This window comes from Christiangramia portivictoriae DSM 23547 (genome assembly GCF_000423045.1).
Lineage (GTDB): Bacteria > Bacteroidota > Bacteroidia > Flavobacteriales > Flavobacteriaceae > Christiangramia > Christiangramia portivictoriae.
On the sequence record NZ_KE383972.1, the window covers coordinates 1 to 25,413 of the forward strand.

Here is a 25,413-nt window from a genome sequence, read left to right on the forward strand (position 1 = left end):
TGTGATCCGACTTCAGATAGTGAGAATTGTATGCAGATGACTAACCTCAGTGTTTTAAAATCTGTAGATGATCAATTCCCAGCAATGACTCAGGAAATTGTATTCACCATAAAAATCACTAATAATGGTTCGGCAAGGGCCTCAGATATTGTGATCGATGAACAAATTCAAAGTGGATTCGAGTTCCTCGAAGCCATCACCACACATGGTAGTTATAATATGCTTCAGGGTGAATGGAGACTGGATGAATTGGATGTAAACGAATCGGCAGAGTTGATCATAAAGGTAAAGGTGAAAAATGCTGGGAGCTTTACAAACGTAGCTCGTTTGAAGAGCTTGCAACAGATGGATGAAAAATCTGATGATAATATGTCCATGGTCGAGATCGATCCTATGTGCGTGGAAATCTATAATCAATTCTCCCCGAACGGAGATGGTATGAACGATGTTTTTAAAATTAACTGTATAGAGAATTTTCCTAATAACGTGTTGAGAGTCTTCAACAGGTATGGTAACAAGGTATTCGAGAAACGTGGCTACAGGAATAGCTGGAACGCAACGAGTAATACCGGTTTTAGTATTGGCAGCGATAATAGTGTGCCAAATGGAACCTACTTCTACGTCCTGGAACTCGGTGATGATACGCCAACGCTTAAAGGATGGATACAAATAATCAGATAAAAAATACAGTTATGAAATCTCTATATATAAAATCAATACTTTTAATTATAAGCATGATGGCTCTAAGTCCTGTAATTGCACAGACTGAGCCACAGTTTAGCAACTATATGTACAATGTTCAGCAATTCAATCCTGCGATGGCAGGAGAGCTGGAGCAGGCAGAAATTACCGGGTTTTTCCGGAGTCAATGGACCGGATTGGAAGGGGCTCCGGAGTCACAGTGGTTATCTTTTGGAATGCCCATTTCAAACAATAAAATGGGCCTTGGTCTCAACCTTGTGAATGATAAAATTGGACCAGCTTCTTACAAGTCATTTTCATTAGTGTATGCATACAGGATTCGATTAAATGAAAGAATCTCTCTTTCACTGGGTGTAAATGCCGGTGGTTCCTTATTGGATATAGACTTTACAAGAGGAAATTTTGAGAATCCTGGAGAAATTGCGCAGAATAACTTTAGTAATGAGTTCTATGCTAGAGTAGGTGCAGGTGGAATAATCTCTGCGGAAGACTGGTTCCTTGGTTTTTCTGTTCCAAATTTCTTTGGTCAGGATTTCTATGATGATGAAGTACGAAACGTTGTGGCAGATAAAATACAGTATAATCTATTTGCAGGATATCACTACGATCTGAACAGGACAGTGACCCTCAGACCTTCATTGCTAGCGAATATTGTGGAAGGCAATCCGGTTACCTTAACGGCTAATGCAAATGTGCTGTTGTACGACCGCTTCAGCATTGGTCTTGGTTATCGTTATGACGAAGCGATGACCGGGATGCTGGGTTTTCAAATTCTTGATAACCTTTTTGCGGGCTATTCTTATGATTATGCGACGAATGATTTTAGCGAATATCACAATGGCTCACATGAAATAGTTTTAAAGTTTAAGTTCAACAGATCTGGATTTCAATCCAGCCGGGCGTTGAATTCATATTAAATTGAAAGTTTACAGTAGGGAAAATAGCCGTCCAAAATGCTACACACATCTGGGCGGCTATTTTATTTATGTTTACCACACGCATTTACGCGACTTGGTGATTTACGTCTCTCAACTTGCTTGTTTTTTGGCTACCTCCAAAATTATAACTCCAGTATATACTCATTAATTGAAAACCTATCTTTAATGAATCTTTCATGGACAATTTTGATCCATCTTCATGAACCCATCTTTTTAAAGGTTGTTCGCAAATGATTTGCTGAGCTTTGTTTTTACCAAAATGTTTCTTCATTCGCATGAATATCTCCACATCAAACAGCCATTTGGTAAGAAAAGGTTTATCGAAGGCGATCGGGATCAATTCTTTTCTCATGATCTTCGCTCCACACTGAGTATCCTTAAAGGGCATTCCCAGGATGGATACGATGATGAAATTGATCGTCATACTAATGATCTGTCTCGCGCTCTCTTTTGCGATCGTAGCGCCCATTCTGCTAATCCTTGAACCATTTACAATCTGAAAATCTGTAGTTTCGATGGTCTTTACCAGATCATCGAAATCCTGAAAATCTGTGGATAGGTCGGCGTCCAGAAAACCTACATAATCCAGGTCCTCGAAAGTTGAAAGATGCAATAAACCAGCTCTAACTGCTTCAGCCTTACCGCCATTCTCAGGGCAGTCATAGATACTAATATAATGTTCTCTGCCTTCCTGTAGTTTCTCCAGTACCTGCATGGTGTTATCTGTGCTTCCATCATTCACAAAACATAAATGATAACCTGAGGTTTTTTCAAGAAACGAGATAAATTCCGCAGATTTCAATCTGTTTTCTTCATTATAACACGGGATCACCACCCCAACACATCTATTCTGAATGATACTGTTTCCCAAAGTCTCTTTATGTGCAGATTCGCTATGACCAATCAATCTCTTTACTCTCGCGCAAACCTCTACAAGACTTAAAGGTTTTTTCATAAAATCCTGAATACCCAGTTCAAATCCCTGAACGATCATATTCTCGTCTGTATTTCCTGAAAGTACCATAATAGGTGTTTCATCTTTCATATCGTTTCTTAGCACATTTACGATGTCCAATCCGTTCGAATTGGGCATGTTGATGTCAATGATCAGAAGATCTGGCTGGAAACTTTTAAAGATCTCAATAGCCTTTTCAGCCTGAGTGGTCGTTCTAACCTCATATCCTTCATCCTTTAATCTTTTTTCAAGAGGCATCAGGACTAATTGCTGGTCGTCTACGGCTAAAATTTTCATGGTGATTGGTTTTAGATTATAGTTCAAATTTAAACCGTAACTGCTTTCATTTTCAGCATATTAGATAAGTCGGTTTATTGCCATAGACGAATGGTAAAAAACTATCGATGAATGAGTTTGACACTGCTGAAAGCTACAGTAATTTTATTTTGAATAAATTACCATGGTATTCGCATGAAAGAAACCACGAACAAATATCTGATCGCAGCTCTCATTATAGGAGTTGTATTTCATTGCTCGACCATATTCTTCACTTTGGAGAATACCTATGATGCTCTCATTCATTTATTTTTCGCAGAGCATTATGCTAATAACTGGTTTGAGCCCTGGAATTATAAATGGTATACTGGATTTACAGTGATGGGCTATCCGCCACTGGTACACCAGGCGATTGGTTTGTTTTCTTATGTTGGGGGATTAAAATTTGGAATGTTCCTGGTTGCCATTATTGGAGTCATTCTTTTTATAACCGGGATCTATCGCTTCGCACTGTTGATGACCGGTCACAGGAAAGTTGCGGGCTATGCAGCGCTACTGGCGGTTTTTTCCTCTTCATTTGTTGAAACCCTGCATATATTTGGTCAACTGCCCAGCATTATTGGGGTCTCCATATTGATGCATTCCCTGCCAGAGATATATCTCTACATCAAGACCGGAAGGCGAAAATATTTTCTAAGAGCATTGTCCTTATTAGCGGTTACCGTTACTTCTCATCATGTAACCCCTATCTTTGGGATGGTCTTTTTTATATTTCCATTAATAGGAATGGTCATCATGGATGTTTCTAAAGAAAAAGTGGGAGCGTTTAAAGAGATCACCTTTAAAGTGTTTCTGGATACATTTCTGAAACTGTTCTGGAGGATCGTAACATTTGGAATGTCTTCGCTGGCAGCCATTATTATCTGTATTCTGCCTTACTGGATAAATACCAAAAAGAACCCTATTACCCAGGTGCCCATCCCGCATGGGAGCCGAGACAATTTTATTGAAGTTACTTCCAGCGGACTCGTATTTTTCGTCATTCCCTGGGGAATTATCTTTTTTCTGTTTCCCTACATTTTCTACCGTTATTACTCCAAACGCTATCTTTTCTTCGGATTATCCTTTACCATATTATTTATACTAGGAACCGGAGGAACGACGCCCATTCCAAGAATGGTGCTGGGAGATACCGCCTTCAATATTCTTACGCTGGATAGATTTACACTTTGGGGATCTATCATGGCACTACCTGTATTTGGTGAATTTGCCTACAGATTTTCTGAAGGAGATCTGAAGGCATTGATACAACAAAAATTTGGTGCAGTGTATCACCGCGTTATTGGTGCTTTTTTAGTAGGCTTATTTTTGTTCATTTCTGTCTTTACGCTAAGCCTGGGATATTTCAGGCCCATGCAGCCACAGAGTATCAAGATGCTGCCCATCGTGAACTTCCTCAACCAGGATCAACATGACCACTGGCGATTCCTCACCCTTGGCTTTGGAGATCAAATGGCCTGGCTCTCTGCACAAACCAGGGCGCTTACCGTTGATGGGAATTATCATTCTGCCCGCAGATTACCTGAACTTACAACTCGTGCCGTGGAACGCCTTGAAAATTCAAAATTTCGTGGCGTGGAAGGGATTGGTTCTTTACAGCAGTTTCTGGCAGTTCCGGAAAAATACAATTTGAAGTATATTTTTTCCAACGATAAATTTTATGATCCCTTATTATATTTCAGCGGCTGGCAGCGTTTACAACAACTGGAGAATGGGATCATGGTATGGGAAAAACTGAATATTCCGCCACTTTCCAAGATCATAGGATACGAAGACGTTCCTAAGTTCTTAAAATTAATGTGGGGAATCATTCCTATACTTACCGTACTCATCGCGATTTTCATCAACTTGCAATTGATCTGGTTTCATACAATTAAGACCGGTAATCCCGGCAAACCAGATTTCCTGAATTTTAAAATTTCCTATAAAAGATTCAGACCAGCAGTTCTACATCTCAACCAGGTGTATGCTTTGGTCCTGAGTGTGGTCATCCTGGTCTCCCTGTATTATATTTATCTGGATAATCAGGATCAGTATTCGGAAAGGAATGTGGTACAAGCTTATTATGATGCGATAGACTTTAAGGAGTTTGAGCGTGTTCATTCTTACCTGGACCCTGCTGGAAATAAGACAATCGCCCAGTTTATGCTCGAGGTAGCGGTAAGTGACGGCATTCTAAGTAGTTATGCCAAACTTGATAGCATACATGTGGATGTAAACCGTATCAACGATTCTACAGCCGTTGCTAATGCATTTACCAGCTGGGTCACACCCATTGATATTATAGAGCAAACTGAAGTTCACCAGCTAAGGAAGATTGATGATCGATGGTTTATCGCCCCGAAGGAACAGGATAAGGATCTGCCACCAGACCAGTTATTTTCAGAAAATCAAACGAAGTTCTACAATCATGGCAGACGCAAGATAAGTACCCAGCAAACCTATCATGAGGATGTGCTGAAACAACCAGTGCTCGAGGTACTTTCCGCTAAACTGGTACGGTTTAAGAACAGGTATGCCATCGTGGGTGAAATCCAGAATGTAGATCATGTTCCTGCAGATGTAGTGATAAAAGGAACTTTGTACGACAAAAGTAATGTTGAACTCGCCAGTTATAATGCGCGACAGGTCTTGAAACATAAGTTGATGCCTAAGGAAATTAGTAGTTTCAGGGTGGATTTCGAAGGAATTGCTTGGCTGGCAAAGGACTCTAAAATTCCTGAAACTTTTGATCCAGACCAGTTTACACCCCTGGAACTGGACGATATTCCGGTGACCTTTAACCTGCAATGTGCGGGGAATGTTGCGATTACCGATCTCTATAAAAGTACCAGTATCAATGAAATGAAACTTAAAAATAACATGCTTAAAGGCAGTATTTTTAATTACGGAGTTCAGGAAGTGACCATTCCTCAAATGCTGATCTCATATTATAAGAATGATCAATTGATGTGGGTAGAGCATGTGTATCTTGAAAACGGTATCAGAGTGCAGCGAAAACAGGATTTTGATCTTGAACTTAAAGATATTTCTGGTCTGGAATTGATCGATGACTCCATGGACAATATCTTCGTGAATGGTTTGCCAAACCTGGATATTGCACGAAAGGTCGTACCCGAAAGAGTACAATCCCAGCAGCAATTATCAAATTTGAACATGAACGGGTCTGGCTTTACATCCATTAAGCTGGAAATGAATAATTATGTAGGAAATCCGAAATAATGAATGTAAAATCATTGCTTATTCTCCTTTTTTTCTTCGGAATCTCTTCTGAAAACGCTCCTGTGGTTACTTCGGAAGTCATTCCTGACCTAAGCACGGCTGGAGATGCAATACAGTTCACTTTTGATACAAATTCTGCTGAAGCATTGCTAATTCTGAAGAACGCCTACGGAAGTACAGCAATCAAAGCTGAAGCTACCGATAATTCAGTATTTAAAGTGCCGCAATTTATGGCTGATAAAAGCGGCATCCTGAAGTGGAAATTTTTAGATCAGAAAAATCTAAGGTCTGGAGAGATCAATATTATACCTCGCAACACTCCAAAGGTGATCGAGACTTATTTTGGTCCGCGTAGTATTCAGGCTGGTTATGATGACTTTTCGATGCTGGTTAGTATTCCAACAGATTCCCTGGACAATCCACTGGCAGATGGCACTGCAGTAAGTATTTCAGAGTATTTCCAGGGGAATTTGGTTGAGCAGGAGGTTAAAATGAACCATATGTTTGCCTGGAAGAATGTGACTACCCGGGAAAAAGCGGGTAAAATTACTGTAGCCACTTCCGCAGCAGGCGTCGCAGGTAAAGAGATGATTAGCAATGTATATCCTTCTCTGGCTTCAGATTTCAGTATTACTACAGTTTCAGAACATTTATTTGCCGATGGAAACCAGGTACTGCAATTAATAACGTCTACGATTACCGATGAATTCGGCAATATTGTTAGCGATGGTACTTCCGTAGAATTTGTGGCAGAGACCAGAAATGAGCTAAAATTGAAAACAAGTGCCAATACGGTGAATGGAGTGGCCACCGCACAATTACTTCATCCTGAAGTGCCTGGCACCTGGAAAATACAGGCGAACGTCACCGGTATGGCTATTTCCAATAAGGTGAGTGTCGAATTTAAACCTGTTTTAACCGAAATCCCATACAACATTAACGATCGCGAGATTAAAGTGGGACCGCTAAAAAGTTATATGAACCAGTTGCTACCAGATGGAGCAGATGTCTATTTACTACTGCAGCTGGAAAAAAATGGCAATTACCGGGAGAAATTACCCACCCGTGATGGGAAAGTTAGCTTTAGCATTCCAAAGACGATCGATCTTCACGATATTCGCGAAATTGTAGTGGAATCTATGGGAGTCCAACAAAAACTGGAACTTTAAATGCGTGCTAAACTGAACAAAAATTTATATCGTGCGATCCTGATCCTCACATTTCTGGCGGTCAACGCGATGATTATTTTTGGAATAAGCAGCGTGTGGGGTTTTCTAAATACCGGAGCCAGCAGGTCCAGCATGTTACATACTGAAATTAAGAGCAGACGTATGTATTTGCCTGAAGTGGTCTGGGATACCAGTGCATACAAAGGAAGAACCATGGAAGCCCAGAGTTTACAAGAGATCGAGCGAGACTATTTAAATGGATGGTATGTAAAGAATCTGGCTTTACAGTCCAATAAACCTTTTGGAATTGAAGATTATTATACAGATTCTGCGAGGGTAAATCTATATAACATTATTGATTTCAACGAAAGTCGTGAACTGTCCTTTACCACCACTACCACAAATCATTATCCCAGGCTTTTGTTTTACAGTGCAGACGGGCAACTGGTGGTTTTCAAAGACCGGAAAGTGAGAAGTTTTCGGCAAAGCTTTATAAGTGAGGAATTGATCGATGAGGAGGTTGATACTGCCAGCTACAAGGTAATGATGCTTCTGGAAGATGGATTCTGGAGGGTGCGGCATATTCAGCAAATCACCTCAGATTTTAAAAGTGAAGAGGTCGCAGCAACCCCGGGCTGGCATATTCAGGATGACGAGTTTTATGTACAAAACCAGAAATTCCAGATCAAGGGTATGAATTACTATCCTCAGGATACTCCGTGGGATATGTATGGAGATAATTTTAATCTTGAAGTAATTACCAGTGATTTTAAAGTCCTCAAGAATCAAGGCCTGAATACCCTACGACTTTTTGTGCCTTACGAAGATTTTGGAAAAGCAGGTATTCTTCCTGCAAAGCTTGATAAGCTGCGAAAGGTTATGGACGCTGCCAACTCCAACGATCTTAAAGTGATCCTGACACTTTTTGATTTTTATGGAGATTATTCAGTGTTGGATTGGACGCTTACACAAGAACATGCACGTCAGGTCATAAGGGCGACCAAAGATCATCCAGCTTTACTGGCCTGGGACCTTAAAAACGAGCCAGATCTGGATTTCGAAAGCAGGGGTGAGCAACTGGTCAAGGCATGGCTAAAGGAAATGGCTTCCCAGGTAAGGAGGATGGATCCCGGGCACCCTATAACCATAGGCTGGTCCAGCGCTAAGACAGCTGAAAATCTTTTAGAAACGGTCGACCTGGTTAGTTATCACTTCTATGAACCCATGGAAAATTTTGAAACGTCCTACCAGGCGTTACAGGAAAAGGTTTCCAAGCCTGTAGTGGTTCAGGAATATGGTCTGTCTTCTTATAATGGTCTCTGGAATCCATTGGGTGCAGATGAGACAGAGCAGGCCGACTATCACCAGTATATGCAGAAGCAGTTTGCCAGTTCAAACATTCATTATGTATCGTGGACCTTGTACGATTTTCCAGAAATTCCCAGCGATGTGGCTGGATCATTGCCATGGCGAAAGAAAAAACAAACGGCTTTCGGTTTTATTGATATAGATGGAAACAGGAAGCCATCGTTTGAATTTCTTCAGTAAAACTATTGTATGATTGTGGAGGTCACAAATCCTTCAGTTTAAGCCAAATCTGTAAATTTAAGTATCATATGATAATCATGAAAATTCAGCAGCCTTAGCGTAGCGGGAAACATGTTATTCCGAAGAAATAAAAAAAGGATAGAAATTGCTTCCTATCCTTTTTCATCTAACCAATAACCAATAACCAATAATCAACCTATTCAAACAAAATTTAAATTCATTTTAGAGCGAAAGAGCTTCTGGAATTCATCCAGATACAACTGGGCAATTTTCTCCATGGGTAAGCTGCAGGCCGCATCATAATTAACTTCTCCAATAGTTCTTCTATGCAAGTCGTTTTCGATGATATTTTCGATGGAGCTTGCCAATGAATCCACATCTCCCGGTTCAAAGAACTCTCCAACATAACCTTCTTCTTCTACTAGTAGTGCCAGATCTCCAAGATTGGGCATAACCACTGCTTTTCCATAGGAGCCTGCCTGGTGCAGTACTCCGGAACTACCGGTGGTGGAAGTATATGGGAAGGCTACCAGGGTGCTTTCGCCAAAGATTTTAGGAACATCTTCTTCTTCAACATAACCGGTAAACGTAAGATTTTCCACATGTTCATATTTTTTCATCACTCCGGCAAGATATCCTGGTGTATTCGGGCTATCTGTCCCGGCGATTACGATTTCCATTTCCTGGTCTGTTCTAGCTCTTAATTTCTCAACAGCTTCAATTAGGATGTCAACTTTTTTGTAGGTACCAAATTTGCCAAAGGTCATGATCTTTTTAGGTCCTGCAGGCAGATCAAAATTTGGCTGTGGCGGAGTTTCAAAAGAACCGTGTGGCACCTGTATCACATTTTCTGCTTTATATTTATCTCTGATCACATCTACATATTTTCCAATGGTAAGAGCTACGGTATCTGCCTGCAGCAGTACTTTAGTAAGCCCTGTTCCCATCATGTTATATATTTTCTGAAGAAACCTGTTCTGTGTGAAACCAGCATTACCAAGGTCTACCTGCTCCAAAATGTTATGTAATAGCACGATCGTAGGAATACCTTTGATTCTGAAAAGCATTGGCAATAATAATCCTAATGCTGCCGGGATCTTTTTGTCGCCGAATTTCATGAACTGAAGATTGAAAAGTATGGCATCAGGCTTCTGCTTTACCACATTTTTATAGATGGTATAAACATTTTTATAACTATTAAAAGTCCAGCTTTCCTTTACACTTACTTTGCATTGATCTGTATCAAAGTCTATTTGCTTTGGCTCCTCTGTATGATCTGTGATTAATACCAGTTCATCAACTTCAGGCTTTTGAGCAAATTGTTTAGCAAGATGATAACCATATTCATTTAAAGTTACTTTGCTGGGCGGGTAAGCGGTGATTAGTGCAAGTTTCATAATCGTGGTTTTAATTAGATTCTTTGTAAAGATCTCATCTTTATATCTTTACCTGTGAAATTTTCGTTCGGTTGAAGTTTAGTTTCGACGAACAGATCGTTTCATGTGATAAAGAAAATAGAGGCCCTGTACGATTAACAGTAGTGTCATTACCAGGATCTGTGCTTCCACAACCATTTCCAGGCTTTCATGTTGGATATAGATCGCAGTTAGCTGAAGCAATCCAAAAACTCCGGAGAGCAGTACTGGAAGGTATTTATCAAGTGAAAGAAAGTAATACACAAAAACGTTAGCAATGGCAAATAAAGAACTTGCCAGGGCGTACTTCCATAACAGGGAGGCTACTTCTACATACGCTTCCCCAAAAAGTAAATTGATGATTAGGCTTGGAAACAATGCATTTACAATTACGATCGCAAATGCCAGAAAAGTGATCATTCCCAGGTATTTGAAAAATAATTTGCTGGTGTCCAGCCCCTCCTTTTTTTGCTTTACAACCTCCGGCAGTAAAAGCATCACGAACATCCAGGCTACGAAATATACAGCTCTTCCAATAAGTGCGAGTGAAGAGTATAAACCTGCTTCATGAGCATCAAAAAAATGTTTTACCAGCAGGATATCGCCATTGTTGATAAGGATTTGGGTAAGCTCATAGAAAGCGGTCACTACAATGAATTTTCTAAGATGCTTAAGTTCGGCACTGCTAATGGCGGGAAGTACTTTTTCAGTAAGTCTTTTATAGGGTAATAGACCCGGTAGCAGGCTTATCAGTATTCCAAACGCCACCAATTCTGAACTGCGAAATGGTAACAATAGAATAAAAGCCAGCGTGAGAAGTAGCCTGCTTAGCATTTCCCCCTGGTAAGTGATCGATAATTTTATAAAATCCTGTGCTCCCTGGTAATAACCCCGGTTTACGCTCATTAAAAAATACACCGGAACTCCCATCCCAAAAATCCTGAACATTGCGGCAGATCCTGTATTGAAAAAAATTTGCAATTGTGGGGCTGCAAGAATGATGATTGCTCCCAGGATTGCCCCAAGAACGATACTCCATTTTCTACTGTATTTTAAAAATGCCTCCTTTTTAAGACCATCGAATGTACCTATAAACTTTGCGACGCTTAGTTGCAAGGTCATCGCCACGAAAGACAGGATCAATAAAAAAGTAATTAGGATCGCCGCATCGGCAAAGGCTTCAGGACCAAGCAATCTCCCCAAAATTAGGTTGTAAAGATAATTTCCAGCGTTGACGATCAACGCACTGATCATAAAAACCTGGGTGGGCTGCAGTGCGATGTTGAATTTGTATAATTTTAAGGTGATCATGGTGGTTGTGGTTTATTGGGTTCTAGGCGCTCAACTGGAAATAATTAAAGTCAAAAAGATTACAACCAGAATTTAGAAAGGCTACCTGTAGACTGGGATTGCTGGCTCCTTTAAAGGTTAGGTATTTTCCTTCAGCAGTGGCGTAAATTAGCAGTTCATAGAAAGCATAGACGCCGGTAACATCCAGTTTTTCCAGCAATGAAAGGTTAATGATTACTCTGGATTTTAGCTTCAGCATTATTTGAAAGTATTTCTTAACTTGTTCAGCGTTGTAGGATAAAACCTTGCCGTGTAGTTCAAATACTCCTTCGTTTTCATAGATATTCAGCGACATAATTTCAGATTTTCGGTTCTTAATAATAGCTAAGATCGCTTCTAAATCAGGGAAATAAGGTCTGGCTTCGATGAATGGCAGGTTGCTGTAGATGAATTATCGAAGATGTGTTTGTAACTTGCTTTTAAAGAATCTAACCACCCAGATCATGAATTTCAGATGTTTATTAGTTGCGCTTATAATGCTTTTTCTCCATTCAAATTCCAAAGCTCAGGAGATGGAGGAGGGGTTTGGTTACCTGGAAAATGGAGAATTTAGCGCGGCTGAAACTTTCTTTGCAAAGATTCTTAAATCTTATCCTGAAAATAAGACAGCCCGTCTATGTTATGCCAGGGCGGTAGGTCTTCATGATGATCCCTCCACGGCCAGGGATCTTTTCAGCGACTTACTCAAAGAATATCCAGATGATCTGGAGGTCCAGCTCAATTATGCCGAATCTTTACTCTGGAATAAGGACTACCAGGAGGCAGAAGTCTATTATAAGCAACTGGTACAGGAGCATCCTAATAATTTTGGAGTCTTGCTGGGTTATGCCAATACTCTTAGTAATTTAAAGAAGTATGAAAAGGCACTCGGGCTGGTTAATAAATCTCTGCAGGTATCGCCTCAGAATCCCAACGCTATGTTGTCCAGGAAGTACATCAGGCTGGGTTACGCCAATCAGTTTTTAACCAATAGAAATTATGAGACTGCGATTCGCTATCTGGATGAAAATCTTGATGAGAATGATCAGGATCAGGAAAGTCTGCTTAATAAGGCAAACGTTTATTTGATTCAGAAGGACGGAGCAGGAGCTAGGGAGGTTTATAAGAAACTGGCGCTTACAAAAAGCGACAGTATCATGGCCCTTAACGGGATATCCCTTTCCTACCATATTGATGGGGAAGAGAAGGAGGCTTTAATTTATGCTGAAAAAGCCTATGACCTGGCAGAAACTTCAGCAGAGCAGGAGCGTTTACTGGATGCTGAAGAGCGCTACGTTCAGGCTTTAATCTGGAATAGAAAATTTGCTCAGGCAGAAGATCTAATTTCAGAATTAAAACAAAAATATCCTGAAGAATCCCGAATTCTGGCCTTGGAAGCGAGCATGGGAATGTATACTGGAAATTTTAGAAACAGTATTGAAAATTATAAAGCCATTCTCGCCCTGGATTCTGCTTCTTTCGATGGAAACCTGGGAATTGCGAACGCGTATTTTGCGAATTCTGAAATTTTAAAAGCCAGAAATGCTGCTGAAAGAACACTTGAGTTTTATACGAATCAGCAGGATGCACAGCAGTTTCTTACCAAACTGAAGAATACTTACAGACCCTTAGTGGAAGAAAATATAAGTTACTCATTTGATAACGGGGATAACGAAGCGGTGGCTTCCATGACCAGCCTTGTCCTGCCTCTTAGCACGAAGCTGGAAGTATCTGGTGCCTACACTTTTAGAGAGACCATGAATTCAAATTCAGATCTCGAAGCGACCTCTAACCAGTTTAATCTTTCGGCACGGTATCGATGGAGTCCGGGACTCTTGCTAAGAGCCAATGCGGGTTTTGTAAAAGCGAATTCCTCCCAAACAGAATATACCAATGCCGTAGGCGAGATCGCTGCGGGTCTCAAACCCTTTGTAAGAGATGATCTGGAGATCGGTTATCGCCGGGATATACAGGACTTCAATGCTGAATTACTGAACAGGCAAATCGCCGGAAATCATTTCTTTCTAAACAATAATTACGCTACCAGATATGGACTTGGTTGGTACTTACAATATCTGCATACCGAGCAAAGTGACGATAATACTCGCGACCTTCTTTTTACCTCTTTCTATTACAGTTTTTTAAAGAAGCCTGTACTCAAGGGCGGACTCAATTATCAGTTTATACAATTTAAGAACCAGGTGCCCACTATTTACTTTAGTCCGGAGCAATTTCACGCTACAGAAGTCTTCCTTAATTTTTTAAGCAATGATCCAGAGTCAAGGCTCTCGTACGATTTAACTGCCGCAACCGGGTTTCAGTTTATAGAAGATGATGAAAAGCAGGGCACCTATAGATTGCAGGGAAAGCTTGGATATAACATAAGCGATCGGTTTATCGCTGGTATCTATGGAAATCACAGTAATATTGCATCTGCCACCGCGGCCGGTTTTACATATACTGAATTTGGTATCAACTTAAAGTGGAATTTTAAGAAGGCCCCATTATTCGCTCTCTAATTTGGTACAACCTCTGAAGTATAGGTTTATAGCTACACTAAAAATTATCTTCAGGATACCATTTAGCTTGTATCTATTATCCAGCTGAGTATGTTGCTATTTTATAACTTATGTAAAGTATTTCATACTCTTTGCCCGGTTCATGTTGAATCATTAGTTGTGGTGATCATATTCATAGCGATAGCAGGCATTATCGAAGGCCTGATTTTATATAGCAGCGCCAATCCAGCTGAAATTTATTTTTTCGGGAGCGTAACTTTAATTTCGCAAGTCTACCTATGATTAGCTATTAAACCCAGGAAAATTTCAGGGTTATTAGATGGACTGGTATGAACAATGGCTGTTCAGACAAGTTTAGTTCTTTATTGCCTACAACAAATAGATAGCAAAGGAATTGCACTTTCAGCTTTCAATCTAAGACCGTCTATTTGCTGTTTTGGTCGCTATGAATTTTCCAGTGATCAGCCAGCCAATCGAAAGTCCAGCCAGAATTCCGAAGAGCAATCCGTATCCATCTGTATTTAGTAATCCAATTATGGAGAGAATCAATACAACCAGACCCAAAAGTTTAATCTTGTTCATTTTTTATTTTTTCAAAGGAATTACAAGGTAATTATAACAGAACGCTGAGTTTATGAAAAGTAGGCGATTTCGAAGCACTAAACTTTCAATTCAAATACAAAGTTTGATACGAACCATATTCCTTAATTTTAGTTCTATTCTGTCTACTTTTTATATACATTGTTGTGGTGTCCTTTTATTATTTTTTCACTTAACTCTTCCGCAAATTGAGTTTCGCAATAGACTTGATGTCCTTTATCTGATAAAATTTCATATTCAAGTCTCATATTTTCAAACCATTCTACAGTAGGCTTATATTCGTCATTTTCCCCAAAGTAAAGCTCTAATTTTCCTACAGGTCTTTCAGTTTCATTTCTGAGTCTTGTTGATGAGACACACACTAATGATTTAATGTTATCACTTCTGAGTCCAAAATTCCAGGCAAGTGTTCCACCAATGCTAAATGCTAGAATATTTACTTTGTGTTTTTCTTTCTCTACTAGTTTGTCTATTGCTTTTTCTATTCCACCATTTATAAACTGTTTGTGTAAGATTTCTTGAGAATAATTTGATACATCAATTTGTCCCAGTTCGCAACTATCATAGAAAGAAATACTAAATTTTGTTTCTAAAATTCGAGTATAATTAATCACCCATTCTGATTTTTCTCTGCCCCACAAATCTGAAATTATTAATAATCTTTCTTTCATCAACGACTTTTTTCAAATGCACCACAACAATCACATAAAGAAACTAAAAAAAATAGATATAAAACAATAAGCCAGGGACCCCTCCCTGGCTTATCAACCTAACCACCTAAAAACTTAGTGAGTAACCAACAAACTAAGTGTAAATTTATGCCTTCCGTTCAAGATAAGCACCCCTTTGTAAATTCCGGGATTTACAGCTCTTAATCTTACAGGCAATTCATTCTTTGTTCGAACATCGTCGTGTATCTTGGAATAGATGATCTTCCCGGTAAGATCATAGATATACACTTCAGCCGTTGCAGCTTCCATGGGAAGAACTATACTTGTTTCCGTTTTGAATGGATTGGGATAATTATATGCTTTTTTCTGAACAAGGCTGTCAACTTCTGCGATATCGATCACAGGCTCCGGTAATGGTTCCGGCTCATTTACGGTTACGCTTGCTGAAAACACCAGATTCTGAATATTCAGACTGAATTCCTGAAATGTACTGTAATCACCCTGTACCGAAAATACGATCGCTTTCAGGTCTTCGCCATTATAATTACCTGAAGCATTTGCAAAATCTGTAAGGGCGATGCTTTGTGCCGTAAGTTCCTGGTTCGCGTCGATCTTTAATCTGTATCGCTCATTCCAGTCCTCCAGTTCGCTGGTCACTAAAATCAACTCTATTTCCCGATCGTTTTGCATTTCGAAATTAATGGCATTAAAACCTTCCGTTCGAAATTCCTGATCTCCTGGCCTTAGACTTCTGAAGATATTTGCTGTACCAAGAATGCTACCTCTGGCTTTTACATTTCTTTCAATAAGATGTTCTCCAGTAGTAACGCCTATGGTCGAATTGCTAATTTCAAACTCATCTACTTTTGTTTCGGTTTCCAGATAGTCGATTCCCCATGGTCCATCAGCAAGATACAGGGCATCTGCCTGCGGTGAATTTGCACCTCGTATCTGCATGCCAATGTCAAATAGTCCACCGGTTTCTACAGTAATTTCTTCTTCGTAAGCTTCGTCCAGATTCACAGTTTTTGAATAATCTGTTTCTGAAGATGTTTCTGTTTCTCTAATTTTTCCGTCGATCGTAAAGGCTGCATCTCCTTCCTTGTTTTTCACGATAAGATGAAGCCGGCTGCCCTCATAAAAACCACGTTTTACAAAGACAGTAGGGTACCTGCCGACTATCTTATCGCTTTCCAATTTCTGGAATGCATTTATTTTATCAATCACATGACCGGCAATACTGCTTACCTGTCCCATATTGGATCCCCAAACCTGGAAGTTCAGATAATCGCCAACGGGATAGTCGGCAATATTCCAGTAAGAGTGCAGTTTAAGACTCCCATTTAGATGTATGGAGAAGTTAACAGCATATTCCAATTGCCCTGAAGATCTTAGCATTTTGATCATGATAAGCTCATGTCCCTTTAATTCGATAGTCCGAATATCCTCAAGGCTGGAGCTGTTCAACCGATCACATATTACCTTGGAATGATCGTAAATTCCATTGGAAGTACTGGTCATCAGCGCAGCTGCAACTCTTTTCTCTCCCTCATAGTAATCTGCGGAAAATACTGCGCTGGCATTGGTAATGCCCATTAGATCCTCTGGACTGGAGATTCGCGCATTCTCTGTGCCGAACATGCCGGTTTCAGGAATTAGAGATGAAAGGTCTATTCCTTCCGCATTTTTTTGAACTGAATATTTCTGATGGAATTTTTGCTGACTACTTTTCTGAAATTTATTGTAATTCGATTTGAGCCTTTTGAAGTTTCTTTCAGCAATTAAACCTGCTAGTTTTCCATTGCTTTCCAATCCTCCTTTATTTGCCGAGCTTACATCTGTAGCGCTTTTAACATCGGCTACGTTATTCACCTTAATGGCAGAGTATGGATTGGCAGTCACATAGAAGATAGCATCATTGAAATCCTGGTCACAGGATGCATAGTCCCTTCTAATATCTTCAAAACCCAGATAGATTCTTTCGTTTTCCGGATCTGCCAGTAAAACGGCGTGATGTCTTAATTCTTCCTGCTGCTCAGGATTAAATTGCGGATCTGAAAATACCTGCCATAATCCCCAGCCAACATTGGAACCGTTCCAGGCATTGGCCAGCAATACCCAGCCAATTCCCGTACCAGCCTTGAAATCACCCAGTTTAACTTTGTTTCCTTCTCTTAACCCGCCACCGGAATTTTCCCTGGAAGCATTTGGAAAGATGATCGTGATATCACGATCTGTAGGTTTTGTACGTTCCTGGTCATTAACGTCGTAAGTGTAAAACCCCAGCACATTCTTATAACCAGCACCTTCTTTTACAAAACTTACCCAAACTGCAGCATCCTTTTCCAGCTCAATATTGGTATCATAACCGGCAGAAATGTAATGCGGATTAAAATCTGGAACCGGGTAACTTTCCGGTAGGGCGGCATCTATCATTGCCATACTTTCAGCAGAGATATAATCGTCTACCGGCTCCAGATAATCTGGTACTCCCTGGCCATCATAGCCACCAAGATATTGGTACTGCTGTGCAGCAACCTGTTGTATTAAGATGAGACAAAAAAAATGTAGTAGTGTTTTCATAACCTGGGAGTAAAATTAATTCTTGCTTTCGCTCTTTCAGTACTTTTTCGCTTGCTGTAGACGTGCAAGCGATAAAATTGCATTTAGTGTCGTTGAACTGTTTTAGGCAAAATGAACCCCATAGCGCTCTATAACCTCGTTCCGTATATTTTTGATCTCCTGTTCTTTTTCCTTCGGAACGATTAGCAACACTTCATCATTTTCGAGGATCATATAATCCTTTAGTCCATCGACCAGCACCACCTTATTGCTTTCAGTCCTAACGATATTTCCTGTAGCTTCCACCGGAATGAATCTTGAATTCACCACTGTATTGGAGGTAGCGTCCCCTGGAAGTTCATCTTCCAATGAACACCAGGTCCCAAGATCGTTCCATGAAAAAGAAGCAGGAATCACCATTACTTCTTCTGAATTTTCAATGATCGCATAATCGATACTTATATTTTCTGCATACTGGTAATGGGTATTCAGAAAATTTGTTTCATGTGCTTCATTATAAAATTCCTGACCTGTTTGAAATAATCTGAACATTTCCGGGAGCAATTTTTCAAACTTATGCAGGATTGTTCGAGCCTTCCAAACGAATATCCCACTGTTCCATAAATAGTTCCCCTGATTTAGAAAACTTTGCGCAGTCTGGAAATCTGGTTTTTCTGTAAATCGGTGTACTTCATATACCTCGGCTGTTCTCTTATGATCATATTGTATGTAACCATATCCGGTATTGGGAAAATGTGGTTTGATCCCAAAAGTGATAAGTCGCTCTCCTTTTTCGGCTTGCTCAAAGGCCATTTTCATATCACTTTCAAAAATATCTTCTTCCTGGATCCAGTGATCACTTGGCGCCACCAGCATCCTGGCTTCAGGATCCATCTTATGAATTTTCATGGCGGCCAGTAAAATGCAGGGTGCTGTATTTCTCATGACTGGTTCAAGTACCACCTGCGTAGCAGCAATTTGTGGTAATTGCACCATGACGATGTCTTTGTAGATCGCATTGGTAAGAACAAGTATGTTTTCAGCCGGAATGAATCGGTTCAAACGATCAAATGTATTCTGTATAAGCGTTTTTCCACTGCCCAGAATATCCTGAAATTGCTTAGGATTGCTTTGTTTGGATACTGGCCAGAATCTGCTGCCAACTCCACCTGCCATGATTACTGCGTAGTTATGATTTTTCATCGCTTATGTGTTTAGATGTTAGGTACTTGTTTGATGTAAAGATACCGGCATCTTGCGATGTATGTGGGAATATTCGTCTAAGCAGAATCTAGTAGCGACGAATGGAAACTATGTAAGGATAAGTCGTTAAAGCAGGTTCAGTCTTTTCATGAGTTCCGGGCGATTACTGCGGCTAACCGGTACCACATCTTTTTCAATGAGTACGCTATTATCTTCTATATCAATAATATGTTTGGTATTGATCACGTAAGACCGGTGAATTTTAAGAAACAGGTCATCAGGTAATTTATTCTCGATTTTTTTAAGGGTAGAGTGTACCGTGTAGTTTTTTTCGAAGGTTTTGATCTGTATATAATCACCTTTAGCCTCTATCAGGTAAATACTCGGAATGTCGATCTTAATGAGTCTGCGATCAATATTTACGTATAGATCATTTTCAGTTTTATTAATGTCCGAATTCTTTTCGCCAGGAACTTCCGCAGAGACTTTCGAGAGTTTTGCGTTTTCAGCTTTTTGTACTGCTTTCTTAAAGCGTTCCGGAGTAATAGGTTTTACCATATAATCCACGATACAATCATATTCAAAAGCTTCTATGGCAAAGCTTCTGTCTGAAGTGGTAAGTATGACATTTGGCGGATTTTTTAATGTTTGAATAAAGTCAAAACCGGTAAACTCAGGCATGTGGATGTCGAGAAAGATAAGATCCACTTCATGTTGGTTCAGATATTTGATCGCTTGCAGGGCATTGCTGAAATCACCAACGAGCTGCAGTTCTTTATGAGTATCAATAAGCTGACTTATGATCATTCTGGCCGTAGCCTCATCATCAATAACTAAACATTTCATGAATTGGTAGTTTAAGACTTAGTAATGAAATCGCGCATATTCTGAAGGATCTCGGTGAAGCGTTGGTGCTTACCGGGATCATTCTCACGGAGCTCTTCTTCATAGATTTCCGCAAAGCGATAACTTTCTTCAAGGCCTAAAATACTAATTTTGTGTTTAAGTTTATGAACATTTGAAGCAGCTTCCACAAAATTATCCTGTTTAATATTCTCGTGGTAGACAGCTTCTTCCTCTGGAAATTCCTTTTTAACGACGGCAAGGAGTTTGTTTTCAAATTCTTTATCGCCGCCTGATAGTTGGTGCAGGTAGTTTAGGTTTGGTTGTTCTTTCATTTGGGTAAGGTAAAATAAAAACTGGTGCCCAGGTTTTCCTCGCTCTCAAGGCTAATCTGGCCTCCATAGAAATCCACTACTTTTTTGGCAATGGAAAGTCCGATCCCGGTAGAATTATGGTTTGTATCGATCTTTTCAAAAATCTTAAAAATCTTATGGTGATGCCGTTGCGGTATTCCTTTTCCTGTATCCTTCACTTCGAATTTCCAAAAATCTCCGGCTTCCTTAGCATTTATTTCTATCTTACCTTCTTTTTCAATGCTCTTGACAGCGTTATGAATAATATTCTCGAATAACTGTTGTATTCTGAACTTATCTGCTTTGACCACTGGAAGTTCTTCTGAAATTTTTACCTGAATACCATCAGGGATCACTAGTAGCTCAACAATTTCCTGTACCAGGTATCTGGTATCCACCTCGTACTTGCTATGGTCTGCCATTTCGATTGTGGAATAGTTCAGAATTCCTTCAATAAGCGCGTCCATTTTTTCAACGTTCTTCAGGATCATATCAAAATGTTCTTTCCCTTCTTCGCTCAAACTATCATAATTGTCTGTTTTAATCCAGGAAATTAACGTGTTAACACTTCTAAGAGGAGACTTGAGATCATGAGATATCATATGAGCATAATCTGTAAGTACCTGGTTTTTGTTTTCAAGATTTTTTAATAGCTGCTCCTGTTTTCTGGCAGCTTTTTGCAGTTCTTCACTCTGCTCACGTATATGCTCCGCGAGGTCTTTTATCTCGAATTCGCCGTTCGCTTTCTTGAATTCCTTCAAATTTAAAGCCTGGATAGCGGTAGTGATACTATCAAGAATGTCTTTTTGATACATCACATCTGTACGAAGTTGCTGGTTTGCTTCAAAAAGTTCATCAGAGCTTATACGCATTGCCCGCTGCAGCATATTGAACTGCTCTTCTTTATCATTGTACGAATCATCAATAGCAGTTAGAAAGGCCTTCATTTTAGGGTCTTCCAGGGCCTTTTTGTCCAGGTACCTGTTTACCTGGCGTTGCAACAAACTATTCATTCGCTTAGTAGGGTTAGAGTCATGGTTTGATTATGTAGGGAACCGAGGCTTTCGCCATAGAATGGTGCGATTTCACCGTAAGAATAGAAGCCACCAACAGTGACATCCTTACCTATGACGTTGATAACTTCTTCGATCTCTTCTTCTGCGCGCTGGCTTAAAACAAGTTTACGACCTATACAGCTCACAAGAATAGCCAGTTCGGGGGACTTTTTCCTGTCTTGATTGGCTAGCGCTGCGGCTTCCTGAGCTCCGTTCAGCAGGGCATCAGCAGAGGCCATCATCAATTGAACCCTGGAACCCTGAGGCACATCACCGGCCAGGATCATGGAATTATTCTCCCGGTTAATGTTTAAAATCGTGCGTACTACCGGATGTTTTTTACCTTCTTCCCGAACGTAGAGAGGATAGAAGAGAGAAGACTGAGGTAGCTCGGCAGACTTTTCTCCCAGATATTTTGAATACAGATCAAGGGCAGGTTGTCCATCCAGTTCAAACAGGATGTTCTTTTCAGATCTTGTAATAAGTCTTTCCGGACCAAATGGGATCCATCCACCCACACTGGCAAATGAAACTTCAAGGTTATCACCGTAAAATCCAATGGCGACCACTTCTCCTTCTTTCGCGGCGTTTAAACCCGCCAGCGTTTTTTCGAAACGAGGACCATCACCACACATCCCGCCTGTAACACAAAATTGTTTACTTTCTTCATGTTCCAGACCACGCAGGAGGTCGCTGCCGTTTATAAAACTTCCTTCAGAAATAACAAAAACATGGCGAAGGTTATTTTGATCCAGGCTGGAGATAAGATGTTTGCCTAGCGCCACACCATCCATGTTAAACTCATGGATGTTTGCAGTTTTTATATTGAAATGTGATTTTTTTAGATCTATAAAAGTGGCAACTGCTTCATTCTCACTAATTCTGTCACCAAGGATTTCTCCGGCCGCAGTTCCAAAAACAAGGTTGTTATAAGGAAACTGTATTTTACAATCTTCGATAAAAGCTGACTCCTCAAGAAGATGCCTATCACCAAAAATCAGCACGATGGGATTTACTAGCTCTGAGGGTTCTTTCCTGAATTTCCAGACTCCGGCTTCATATTTTGCCTGTACTACTTTCATGATGACTTTTTAATACTGAAATTGAACGTGGTACCAACTCCTGGAGTGCTTTCCAGCCAGACCCTGCCTTTATAAAGATCAATGATCTTGCGTACGATACTCAGGCCAATGCCGGTTGATTTTTTATGGTCTGATGCGGTATTAAAGATCTGGAAAATCCGGTCATGCTGATCTTCCGGAATACCTATTCCATTATCTTTTACTGAAAATATATATTCTCTGGAATTTTCTTCAACATCAACTTCAACGATTCCCTTTTCTTTGTCTATATAGTTTACAGCATTTGAAATAATATTCTGAAACAATTGCTGGATCCTGGTAGTATCTGCATTAATAACCGGTAACTTATTTTTGATGGTTATCTTGATATGCTCAGGAATATAAATCATCGCAATGATGTCTTCCACCAGAGCCTGAACATCCACAACTTCCACGCTGGCAGAGCTGCGATCTATACTGGAATATTTCAGAATGTTTTCGATAAGGTGGTCCATCTTCTCTATCTTATCCTGCATAAGATCAAGATTTACCAGGCTGTCTTTTCCCAGCTGGTGCTTGAAATCTTCCCTGGTCCAGCTAAGAAGCGCTGAAATATTCCGTAGAGGTGATTTTAAATCATGGGAAACAATATGTGCGTAATCGTTTAATTCCTGGTTTTGGGTTTCAAGGTCTTTGAGTAGCTCAACCTGTTTGTCTTCGAGGTTTTTACGATCTGTGATATCCAGATGGATCACAATAGATCCTACCATTTCACCTTTCATATTGTAGTTGGGAGTACCACTTATGATCCAGGTACGTTCTTCTCCCTGTTTATTTATGATATTTACTTCATAGCTGTTGGAAATACTGGTTTCCCGGATATCTGAATCGCTTCCAAATTGAGCTTTGGACTCTTCAGTTAAAAGTAGTTCTCCAGGATTTTTACCTAATAGTTCCTTTTCGGTATAGCCGCTTATATTCTGAAAGCTCTGGTTGGCCATTAGAACCTTGTCTTCAGTGTCCACTTCAACCAGACCAAGATTCATATTAGCGATGATATTACTGTATTTATCTTTCTGAGCTTTAAGGGATTCTTTATAGCGTTTTCTAATGGTAATATCATCATAGCTCCATAAATGACCTTTATATACACCATCACTGAAAATAGGGATATAGCTACGCTCCAGGTAGCGTCCATCAGCCATGGCCAGCTCTTCACCAATAACTGTTTTACGATCTCTAACTCGCATTTCCACATGTTTTACAAACTTCTCAGGTTCTGCAAACAGATTTTTGGACTGTTCAGCAGCACTGGAACAATCGGCACCAGTTAGAGCTGCAGGAGGAGCTGGGATTTCGAACAGATCGCAAAATCGTTGATTGGTAAGACTTATTTTTCTATTCTCATCTTCCAGTAAGACCGCACTCTGCATGTTCATGATAAGCGTGGACATTCTATTTTCAGACTGCTTCAGTTTATTGCTGGCTTCCTTACGCTCTGTAATGTCTTCCAAGGTGGCTACCAGGTATTCGGTATCACCATTTTCATCTGGTACGGCTGTTACGGTAGTATTTGCCCAAAGCAGAGAGCCATTTTTTCTGAAATAGCGTTTTTCGATCTGGTATGTGTTGATTTCACCGGCGAAAAGTTTTTTTCTCAATTCCAGTGTTTCTTCACGATGGTCTGGATGGGTGATCTGGCCTACATCGATCTTCTCAAATTCTTCAGGCGTGTATCCAAACATCCTGCTCATTGCCGAATTGACCATTAATAGTCCACCATCAATCGACCTGGACAGCGAAACACCAATGGGGGAATTTCCGAAGATGATGTCCAGCTGTCTCTTTTGATGCTGCATTTGTCGCTTGATAGCGGTTTCCTGGGTGATATCCCTGGCAATACCTTGCGCAGCAATTGGTTCACCTTTAGTATTGTAAATGATGCTGGCATTGATCTGGACGATCTTTTCTTCACCCTTTTTAGTCATGATGACCGCACGATAATTGTTAAACTTGCCGTGGATAGTAAGTTCTCGAAAGGCTTCGAATGTATATTCTTTGTACTGGTCCTTTACAAGCCCAATCAGGTTCACCGCCTCTTCATCTGGATCAAAACCAAGAAGATCCTTGGCTGCCTGGTTCATTCTAATCACATCGCCTGAAAGTTCCATGACGATAAAGGCATCGATCAAAGTTTCAAAAACACCCTCGAGCTCAGATGTTTTCCTATTCAGTGTTTCCTCGAGTCGTAAATTAGATTGCCGTAAGGCTTCAGAAACATTATAGAGCTCCAGAGATTTCTGCTCCAATATGGCTTCAGCGGCCTTTCGGGCAGCTCTTTCGCGCATGAGGGCACGCTCCAGGATTTCAACGTTTTTAACTGACTGCATATCCCGCTTTGTGGATTTTAAATCTTACCTGGGTACCATCCTCCTGGACTTTTTCCAGATTTATCCGGGAATTTTCGTGGTAATGTTCGAAAGTTTTTTCCATAAGAGCTTTCGCAAACATATACATCGATCTATCTGAATAATACATCATTTCGAGTGAATGCTCATCCTGATGTATGATCCGAAAAGTAGGCAACTCAGCTCCGGGATATAATTTTCTAACCTCTACATGAATATGATTTTCAATAGATGCAAGCATTTCCAGGGGGCCGCTGTACAGGTTGAAAATGTTTTTATGATTCTTTTCCAGCATCGCGAAAAAAGTTTTTCCGTAGGCGTATAAAAGCTCATCAACACTCAGTTTCGTTTTTTCTGAAAGCTTTACAATGAGACTTTGCATTTCTATAAAATCATAGGTCCCAACTGAAGTATAAATTCCTCCTGAAGCCAGGTTGGATTCATTGATGATTTCATCCAGAACTTCAAAGCCAAACTCTCTTTCGACCATTTCCAGAAATTCAGTAAAAACAATTCCTTTCATA

At 40.2% G+C, this 25,413-nt stretch carries 20 protein-coding genes; 6 read left to right on the top strand and 14 right to left on the bottom strand.

Annotated features, from left to right (window positions below; translation table 11 throughout):
* Both G529_RS16430 and G529_RS15890 read left to right on the top strand, forming a co-directional pair.
* A partial coding sequence (locus G529_RS16430) for a T9SS type B sorting domain-containing protein (RefSeq protein ID WP_211220666.1) occupies positions 1–681 on the top strand: 681 nt, incomplete at its 5' end.
* An 11-nt stretch (positions 682–692) separates the two neighbouring features.
* Positions 693–1,619, top strand: coding sequence for a PorP/SprF family type IX secretion system membrane protein (locus G529_RS15890; protein ID WP_245566926.1), 927 nt, complete (start codon positions 693–695; stop codon positions 1,617–1,619).
* 85 nt (positions 1,620–1,704) lie between these two features.
* Here the strand turns inward: G529_RS15890 and G529_RS0112470 are convergent, their stop codons facing one another.
* Entirely contained in the window at positions 1,705–2,892 is a 1,188-nt protein-coding gene (locus tag G529_RS0112470; RefSeq protein WP_026915848.1) for a response regulator, read from the bottom strand.
* A gap of 174 nt (positions 2,893–3,066) precedes the next feature.
* On the opposite strand from G529_RS0112470, the gene G529_RS0112475 reads away from it, so the two are divergent.
* The 3 genes from G529_RS0112475 to G529_RS0112485 are packed head-to-tail and all read left to right on the top strand — an operon-like array spanning position 3,067 to position 8,870.
* Positions 3,067–6,153 (top strand): membrane protein, encoded by a 3,087-nt coding sequence (locus tag G529_RS0112475; protein WP_026915849.1) that lies wholly within the window; start codon positions 3,067–3,069, stop codon positions 6,151–6,153.
* A complete protein-coding gene (locus G529_RS15895) occupies positions 6,153–7,322 on the top strand; it encodes an Ig-like domain-containing protein (RefSeq protein WP_051201444.1) in 1,170 nt (389 codons plus the stop codon). Before G529_RS0112475 ends, G529_RS15895 begins: the two co-directional genes overlap by 1 nt.
* Entirely contained in the window at positions 7,323–8,870 is a 1,548-nt protein-coding gene (locus G529_RS0112485; protein ID WP_026915850.1) for a glycoside hydrolase family 2 TIM barrel-domain containing protein, read from the top strand.
* Positions 8,871–9,070: 200 nt separating this feature from the next.
* Here G529_RS0112485 and G529_RS0112490 read toward each other — a convergent pair whose 3' ends face one another.
* From G529_RS0112490 to G529_RS0112500, 3 genes are all read right to left on the bottom strand, one after another.
* Complete coding sequence (locus G529_RS0112490; protein ID WP_026915851.1) at positions 9,071–10,267, bottom strand: glycosyltransferase; 1,197 nt, start codon at positions 10,265–10,267, stop codon at positions 9,071–9,073.
* 78 nt (positions 10,268–10,345) lie between these two features.
* Positions 10,346–11,596: an oligosaccharide flippase family protein gene (locus G529_RS0112495; RefSeq protein ID WP_026915852.1), complete on the bottom strand. Its 1,251-nt coding sequence runs from the start codon at positions 11,594–11,596 to the stop codon at positions 10,346–10,348.
* Positions 11,597–11,618: 22 nt separating this feature from the next.
* Entirely contained in the window at positions 11,619–11,930 is a 312-nt protein-coding gene (locus tag G529_RS0112500; RefSeq protein WP_026915853.1) for an STAS domain-containing protein, read from the bottom strand.
* 217 nt (positions 11,931–12,147) lie between these two features.
* Between G529_RS0112500 and G529_RS0112505 the strand changes: the two genes are divergently transcribed.
* Positions 12,148–14,133 (top strand): tetratricopeptide repeat protein, encoded by a 1,986-nt coding sequence (locus G529_RS0112505; RefSeq protein ID WP_245566927.1) that lies wholly within the window; start codon positions 12,148–12,150, stop codon positions 14,131–14,133.
* A 414-nt stretch (positions 14,134–14,547) separates the two neighbouring features.
* Here the strand turns inward: G529_RS0112505 and G529_RS16555 are convergent, their stop codons facing one another.
* From G529_RS16555 to G529_RS0112555, 10 genes are all read right to left on the bottom strand, one after another.
* Positions 14,548–14,715: a hypothetical protein gene (locus G529_RS16555; RefSeq protein ID WP_157514649.1), complete on the bottom strand. Its 168-nt coding sequence runs from the start codon at positions 14,713–14,715 to the stop codon at positions 14,548–14,550.
* Between the two features lie 143 nt (positions 14,716–14,858).
* Positions 14,859–15,404 (bottom strand): alpha/beta hydrolase family protein, encoded by a 546-nt coding sequence (locus G529_RS0112515; RefSeq protein ID WP_026915855.1) that lies wholly within the window; start codon positions 15,402–15,404, stop codon positions 14,859–14,861.
* Positions 15,405–15,518: 114 nt separating this feature from the next.
* Complete coding sequence (locus tag G529_RS0112520; protein WP_026915856.1) at positions 15,519–17,987, bottom strand: DUF4114 domain-containing protein; 2,469 nt, start codon at positions 17,985–17,987, stop codon at positions 15,519–15,521.
* Between the two features lie 102 nt (positions 17,988–18,089).
* On the bottom strand, positions 18,090–19,169 hold the full coding sequence (locus tag G529_RS0112525; protein ID WP_026915857.1) for a mannose-1-phosphate guanylyltransferase: 1,080 nt from the start codon (positions 19,167–19,169) through the stop codon (positions 18,090–18,092).
* 126 nt (positions 19,170–19,295) lie between these two features.
* On the bottom strand, positions 19,296–20,015 hold the full coding sequence (locus G529_RS0112530) for a LytR/AlgR family response regulator transcription factor (protein WP_026915858.1): 720 nt from the start codon (positions 20,013–20,015) through the stop codon (positions 19,296–19,298).
* Positions 20,016–20,026: 11 nt separating this feature from the next.
* Entirely contained in the window at positions 20,027–20,347 is a 321-nt protein-coding gene (locus G529_RS0112535) for a histidine kinase (RefSeq protein WP_026915859.1), read from the bottom strand.
* Complete coding sequence (locus G529_RS0112540) at positions 20,344–21,378, bottom strand: sensor histidine kinase (protein WP_026915860.1); 1,035 nt, start codon at positions 21,376–21,378, stop codon at positions 20,344–20,346. The genes G529_RS0112535 and G529_RS0112540 overlap by 4 nt, the downstream gene beginning before the upstream one ends.
* On the bottom strand, positions 21,375–22,502 hold the full coding sequence (locus G529_RS0112545) for an FIST signal transduction protein (protein ID WP_026915861.1): 1,128 nt from the start codon (positions 22,500–22,502) through the stop codon (positions 21,375–21,377). Before G529_RS0112545 ends, G529_RS0112540 begins: the two co-directional genes overlap by 4 nt.
* Positions 22,499–24,871: a PAS domain S-box protein gene (locus G529_RS0112550; protein WP_026915862.1), complete on the bottom strand. Its 2,373-nt coding sequence runs from the start codon at positions 24,869–24,871 to the stop codon at positions 22,499–22,501. The genes G529_RS0112545 and G529_RS0112550 overlap by 4 nt, the downstream gene beginning before the upstream one ends.
* Complete coding sequence (locus G529_RS0112555; RefSeq protein WP_026915863.1) at positions 24,858–25,412, bottom strand: heme NO-binding domain-containing protein; 555 nt, start codon at positions 25,410–25,412, stop codon at positions 24,858–24,860. The genes G529_RS0112550 and G529_RS0112555 overlap by 14 nt, the downstream gene beginning before the upstream one ends.
* Position 25,413: the final 1 nt, after the last annotated feature.

What these genes read in the sequence shown, in the direction of transcription:
- G529_RS15890 (WP_245566926.1), top strand. Translation starts at nt 693, where the DNA reads ATGAAATCTCTATATATAAAATCAATACTTTTAATTATAAGCATGATG.
- G529_RS0112470 (WP_026915848.1), bottom strand. Translation starts at nt 2,892, where the DNA reads ATGAAAATTTTAGCCGTAGACGACCAGCAATTAGTCCTGATGCCTCTT.
- G529_RS0112475 (WP_026915849.1), top strand. Translation starts at nt 3,067, where the DNA reads ATGAAAGAAACCACGAACAAATATCTGATCGCAGCTCTCATTATAGGA.
- G529_RS15895 (WP_051201444.1), top strand. Translation starts at nt 6,153, where the DNA reads ATGAATGTAAAATCATTGCTTATTCTCCTTTTTTTCTTCGGAATCTCT.
- G529_RS0112485 (WP_026915850.1), top strand. Translation starts at nt 7,323, where the DNA reads ATGCGTGCTAAACTGAACAAAAATTTATATCGTGCGATCCTGATCCTC.
- G529_RS0112490 (WP_026915851.1), bottom strand. Translation starts at nt 10,267, where the DNA reads ATGAAACTTGCACTAATCACCGCTTACCCGCCCAGCAAAGTAACTTTA.
- G529_RS0112495 (WP_026915852.1), bottom strand. Translation starts at nt 11,596, where the DNA reads ATGATCACCTTAAAATTATACAAATTCAACATCGCACTGCAGCCCACC.
- G529_RS0112500 (WP_026915853.1), bottom strand. Translation starts at nt 11,930, where the DNA reads ATGTCGCTGAATATCTATGAAAACGAAGGAGTATTTGAACTACACGGC.
- G529_RS0112505 (WP_245566927.1), top strand. Translation starts at nt 12,148, where the DNA reads ATGGAGGAGGGGTTTGGTTACCTGGAAAATGGAGAATTTAGCGCGGCT.
- G529_RS16555 (WP_157514649.1), bottom strand. Translation starts at nt 14,715, where the DNA reads ATGAACAAGATTAAACTTTTGGGTCTGGTTGTATTGATTCTCTCCATA.
- G529_RS0112515 (WP_026915855.1), bottom strand. Translation starts at nt 15,404, where the DNA reads ATGAAAGAAAGATTATTAATAATTTCAGATTTGTGGGGCAGAGAAAAA.
- G529_RS0112520 (WP_026915856.1), bottom strand. Translation starts at nt 17,987, where the DNA reads ATGAAAACACTACTACATTTTTTTTGTCTCATCTTAATACAACAGGTT.
- G529_RS0112525 (WP_026915857.1), bottom strand. Translation starts at nt 19,169, where the DNA reads ATGAAAAATCATAACTACGCAGTAATCATGGCAGGTGGAGTTGGCAGC.
- G529_RS0112530 (WP_026915858.1), bottom strand. Translation starts at nt 20,015, where the DNA reads ATGAAATGTTTAGTTATTGATGATGAGGCTACGGCCAGAATGATCATA.
- G529_RS0112535 (WP_026915859.1), bottom strand. Translation starts at nt 20,347, where the DNA reads ATGAAAGAACAACCAAACCTAAACTACCTGCACCAACTATCAGGCGGC.
- G529_RS0112540 (WP_026915860.1), bottom strand. Translation starts at nt 21,378, where the DNA reads ATGAATAGTTTGTTGCAACGCCAGGTAAACAGGTACCTGGACAAAAAG.
- G529_RS0112545 (WP_026915861.1), bottom strand. Translation starts at nt 22,502, where the DNA reads ATGAAAGTAGTACAGGCAAAATATGAAGCCGGAGTCTGGAAATTCAGG.
- G529_RS0112550 (WP_026915862.1), bottom strand. Translation starts at nt 24,871, where the DNA reads ATGCAGTCAGTTAAAAACGTTGAAATCCTGGAGCGTGCCCTCATGCGC.
- G529_RS0112555 (WP_026915863.1), bottom strand. Translation starts at nt 25,412, where the DNA reads ATGAAAGGAATTGTTTTTACTGAATTTCTGGAAATGGTCGAAAGAGAG.